Raw genomic sequence first — 5,106 nt, forward strand, 5'->3', positions numbered from 1 at the left:
ATCTTGCGGCGGTCGCGGCTGACGATGTCGCCGTCGATCACCAGGGGTTCGCCGCTGGCCAGGACCTCGCGGAAGGTGCGGCCGCGCTGGGCGATGTTGGAACGGAGCACGAAATCGACATACACGCCCTTGACGTCGGCCAGGGCCAAACCGGTGAGGGCCTCGAGAAACTCGTTGATCAGGACAATCTTCAGCTCCCGGTCGATCACCGCGATGCCGTGCGGGATCGAGTCGAGCAGGTTGCCCACCGCAACGGCGGGAAAATGGACGGAAAAGTCGTCGTTCATCGGCGGGAGTGCACGGTGCGGAAAGAGCGGTTCATGGTGTGCGGCCTCCAGAAAAAATGCATCGACGGCTTTGTAGTGCAGGAATCTTGTTCAACAACGGGGTGGGAATGCTCCACCGCCTGAGCGGCGAAGGAGCATCCGCCCCCTGCTTCCGGCGAACATGGACCGGAAGCGAGGGAGCGGATGTGTCGGGTGACCGGCGCCGCCAGGGCGGCAGGCCGATCAGTGGAACATGTTGTACTGCAGGATATAACAGACAATACCTGCAAAATAGCCGAGCAGGGCAAGCGGCCCAATGCGGCGCGCGTACCAGAAGAACTCGATTTTTTCCAGGCCCATGGCGGCGACGCCGGCGGCGGAACCAATGATCAGGATGGAACCGCCGGTTCCGGCGCAGTAGGCCATGAACTCCCAGATGAACGAGTCGGTCGGGAATTGCGACAGCGGGTACATGCCCATGGAAGCGGCAACCAGCGGGATGTTGTCGACCACAGCGGAAACCAGACCGATGATGATGACGATGATGGTCTGATTGCCGACAACCTTATCCATCCAGCCAGCCAGGGCCGGCAGCATGCCGTTGGCGGACATGGTGGCCACGGCCAGGAGAATGCCGATGAAGAAGACCACCGAGGCCATGTCGATCCGCTTGAGGGCCTGGGTGAGGCAGAGGTGCCCCTTTTCTTCTTCGGTCTTATTACGGTGGAGGATCTCGCCCACCAGCCAGATGACGCCCAGGGAGAGGAGCATGCCCAGATAAGGCGGCAAGTGAGTGACTGCCTTGAAGATCGGCACAAAGATCAGGCCGCCCATGCCCATGAAGAACATCAGGTTCTTTTCGAACTGGGTGGTGCCGGTGGCGCAGTTTTCAATCTGATCCGGCGGCACAACATTGCCCTTGAGGAAAAAGGAGGCAATAGCCACCGGAAGGATCATGCACACCAGGGAAGGGACGATCAGGGAGATCATAATGTTGCCGGTGGTGATCTGGCCGCCGATCCACAGCATGGTGGTGGTGACGTCGCCGATGGGGGTCCAGGCGCCGCCGGCGTTGGCGGCAATAACGATGATGCCGGCAAAGAAGAGGCGCTGTTTGTGGTCCTTGAGAATCCGCTTCATCAGGGCCACCATAACGATGGTGGTGGTCATGTTGTCGAGGATCGAGGAGAGGAAAAAGGCGATAAAGGCAATGATCCACAACAGGCTGGACAGCTTGGTGGCCTTGATCCGGCTGGTGATGACCTCAAAACCGCCGTGGCTGTCAGTCACCTCGACGATGGTCATGGCGCCGATCAGGAAGAAAACAATCGCGGCGGTTTCCGCCAGCTTTTCGGTCAACTGTTCGGAAACGCCGTGTACGCCCAGAGGGCTGGCAAAGGAATAGAGGGTCCACATCAGACCGGCGGCAATCAGCGCGGTGGCGGACTTGTTGATTCTCAGCGGGTGCTCCAGCGCGATACTCGCGTAGGCAAGCACAAAGACAACAGCAATCATGGACATCATTGGGGGCAAACTCCTTTACGACCGCCTTGTGCAGTCACTGAATGGGGGAAAGAATCGGAAAGGGCAAAAACCGCCGTTGCAATAAGGGCTAGGGACGGCGGCGTCAATTGTACAGAAACCCTTTGAACAAAGTCAATCCCCGCCCGTTTTCAGGCGGGGATTGGGTTCCCGACTCGTTGCTTATTTTGCGACTGCGAACACCTCCATGCCCATCATCGGCCAGACATAGGCAACAAAAACCCACAGCACGACCATCAGCATAAGGCTGGCCATAAGGCCGTACTTGAGGAATTCACCGGGGGTGAATTGCTTGGAGTTATAGGCAATGGCGTTGGGGGCCGCGCCGATCAGGAGGAAGAAGGGCATACCGGCGGTGGCCAGGGCGGAGAAGAGGATAACCTCGCTGGCGACTCCGAGATAGGGAGCAATAACCAGGGCCACCGGCAGGCTGATGGCAATGGCGGCCACGTTCATGATGAAGTTGGTCATGACCAGGACAAAGAAGGCCATGCCGAGGATGAATACAACCGCCGGAGCTTTCTCGAACAACACCAACCAGTTGACGGCCAGCCATTTGGCCGCTCCGGTCTCCCAGAGACAGAAGCCGATCGACATGGCGCCGCCGAACAGCAGGACGATATTCCAGGGAATCTCTTCCAGGTCGTCAATATTGAGAATGCCGACCACAAAGAAACCAATGGTGGAGCAAAGAAGAAGGCCAGTTTTGTCGAGCGAATCAAGGGCAGGAACCAGACTCTTGAGGGCGATCAATACAACAGTGGTGAAAATGATCAGGGCCGCTTTAATCTCGTTGCTGGTCATGCCGCCCAGTTCTTTATACATCCGGGAGGCTTTTTCTTTGAGGCCAGGAATACGGTCTTTTTCTGGTTTCAAGAAAATCATGAAGAAACCCCAAAGGAGGAAGACCATCAACCAACCCAGCGGGGCCATGTAAAAGGTCAGGTCCATGGGGGTGAGCTCCACCTTGGTCATGTCCTTGTAGAAGGCCAGGGCCACGGCGGCGCGGGCGGAACCGAGCAGGGTGATAATTGAACCGGCGCCGGCGACATAGGCCATGCCGATAAACAGGGCCTTGCCGAACTTGGTCGGTTTGGTCTCCGTGGTGTACATCGCATAGATGGCCATCAGCAGGGGAAACATGGTGGCGGCCACGGCGGTGTGGGCCATGACGTGGGTGAGCGCCACGGTCATGACAAAACAGCCGAGCATGATCATCGAGGTTCGTTCGCCGATGATCGACAGCATCTTGTAGGCGATCCGTTTGGTCAATCCGGTCTTGGTGAAGACCATGCCGATGACCACCGAACCGAAGATGAAGAGGACCGAGGGGTCCATGAAATCCTTGAAGGCTGCGGCCGGTTTGCGGATGAAAAACAGGGCCTGAAGTGTGCCGATCAGGAGGCTGGTGGCGCCGATCGGCACTACCTCAAAAATCCACCAGGTGGCGGCCACGGCAAAGACGGCCAGCGCGCCTTTGGCTTGCTTGGTAAGGACGAAGTGCTCGCCCTTGGGATCAATAGCGTCCGGCCAGGCCGGGCAGTAGTAAATAATGAAGAAAAGGGCCAGACCGGTGATCAGGAAGATCGCCCGCGTCCAATTGAACGGGGCTTTGGTTTCCGGGAGTTCTTTCACAATTGCACCTGACATGTTCGTTCCTTTTATCGGTGAATGGGGTGGTTGAATGGACTTACAGGGCGCAGCTGGAGGCCAGGGTCCGGAAAATGTCAATCAGGCGGACAACGCCGATCAGGGCCTGATCCTCGACCACCGGGAGGCAGGTCTGGTTCTCGGCCATCATGATTTCGGCGGCGTGCAGGGGGTGCATGTCGGCCTTGATCGATTTAAGCGGCGGGACCATGAACTGGCTGACCGGCAACGCGCCCTGACGTTTGCATTCGCCCTGAAAACTGTCTTCCAAAAGAATGGCCAGGTCGGTGAATTTTTCTTTCTTGCCGGAAAAAATCGCCTTCTGATTGCCGTCGAACAGGGTCGGGAAGAAACAGGTGAGGATCCCCTGGATGGTCAGGCGGCCGACGTACTGGCTTTGGCTGTTGATCACCAGCAGCTCGTCAAACATCAGTTTGCCGGTTCCGTTGGCGGTGTGGGAAAAAAGCTGGGCCACGGCGCTGTGCACCGATTCTTCACTGCCCAGATGGGGAAAAAGTTCCAGAGGAACGACGAGGTCTTTGACGACGGGCATAGAATTGTTCATGCCTCTCTCCTTAATGGTGGGGGTTGGGTGGCAGGGCGCCCGTTTACCAGCTCTTGGTCTTGAGGATCTGGCGCAGTTCGTCTTGCGACTTTTGCTGCAGCACCAGCATCTTCTTGTTCTTGGCCTCGCCGATCTTGCTCATCAGCTCGGTGAGTTCCACCGGCTTCTGGAGGAAATCGCCCGCGCCGAGCTTCATGGCCTCCACCCCGCTCTGCACCGAAGCGTGCCCGGTGAGCATGATGATTTCGGCGTTGGGGTTGTCCGCTTTGATCCGTTTCAGCGTCTCCAGGCCGTCGATGCCGGGCATGGCCAGGTCAACGACAATGGCGTCGTAGTCCTGCTGCTTGGCTTCGGATATGGCCTGTTCGCCGCTGGTGACGGCGCTGACCTTCAGGCCGCGCATCTCCAGACGGTTGGAAAGCGTTTCCAGGAAATCCTGCTCGTCGTCCACCAGCAAGACCTTGGCCTCCATTTCCTTCTCCATATCTGCTCCTTTTTCCTGTGTCGTTCTATAATAGTTTCAATCTTATATGGCCGAGCCTTCACCCGACCACTGAATGGCTATTCATAGCGCCGACCCAATTATTGCAAATAAGGGGCCAAATAAAAAATTTAATTTTAATTCAATAATACTCATGGGTTAATTCAGAAATACTGCACGCCGGGTTTCACTGTTCGCAAACGAAACACTTTGGAACACAAAGAACCGGCATGCAGTTCCATAATGTTTCAAAATGTTGCTTTTTGTGGGAGATGGAAAGAAAAAGGCGGGAAAGGTTGCCCGAGAGGGGGAAACAGCAGGGCAAGCTGGTCACAAAAAGGGCGAGGACAGGCGGCGGCAGGCGGAACGCCAGTTGGGGAAAAAAAAACGGCAACGGCGCCCAGGGGGTTCCGCTGCCGGAGGGAATCAGGACAGAAGGGAGCGCTTATTCCATTTTCATTTCAAAAGTGAAGCACGTCTGTTGGTCATATAAAGGCAAGAGTCGAAAAATTAGATAAGCTGGGGTGAGGAGAAGAGACGAAGTGTCAAAGGCATATAGCCTCTCGAAATGCGAAAATCTCTTCTCACCCTGGCGCCTTTGA

Annotated in this window: 5 protein-coding genes; all 5 read right to left on the reverse strand. The window is 56.5% G+C overall.

Annotation, left to right across the window (positions count from 1 at the left end):
* Positions 1 to 287 (reverse strand): PAS domain-containing protein (locus tag RCH93_RS07785; protein ID WP_306547779.1); only part of this gene is annotated, 287 nt, incomplete at its 3' end.
* 222 nt (positions 288 to 509) lie between these two features.
* Positions 510 to 1,790, reverse strand: a complete 1,281-nt coding sequence (gene nhaD, locus RCH93_RS07790; protein WP_306547780.1) for a sodium:proton antiporter NhaD — start codon at positions 1,788 to 1,790, stop codon at positions 510 to 512.
* Positions 1,791 to 1,970: 180 nt separating this feature from the next.
* Positions 1,971 to 3,458 (reverse strand): SLC13 family permease, encoded by a 1,488-nt coding sequence (locus tag RCH93_RS07795; RefSeq protein ID WP_306547781.1) that lies wholly within the window; start codon positions 3,456 to 3,458, stop codon positions 1,971 to 1,973.
* Between the two features lie 40 nt (positions 3,459 to 3,498).
* Positions 3,499 to 4,023 (reverse strand): cyclic nucleotide-binding/CBS domain-containing protein, encoded by a 525-nt coding sequence (locus RCH93_RS07800; protein ID WP_306547782.1) that lies wholly within the window; start codon positions 4,021 to 4,023, stop codon positions 3,499 to 3,501.
* Between the two features lie 43 nt (positions 4,024 to 4,066).
* A complete protein-coding gene (locus RCH93_RS07805; RefSeq protein ID WP_306547783.1) occupies positions 4,067 to 4,507 on the reverse strand; it encodes a response regulator in 441 nt (146 codons plus the stop codon).
* Positions 4,508 to 5,106: the final 599 nt, after the last annotated feature.

It is taken from the genome of Desulfobulbus sp. (assembly GCF_030824455.1).
Taxonomy (GTDB): Bacteria; Desulfobacterota; Desulfobulbia; order Desulfobulbales; family Desulfobulbaceae; genus Desulfobulbus.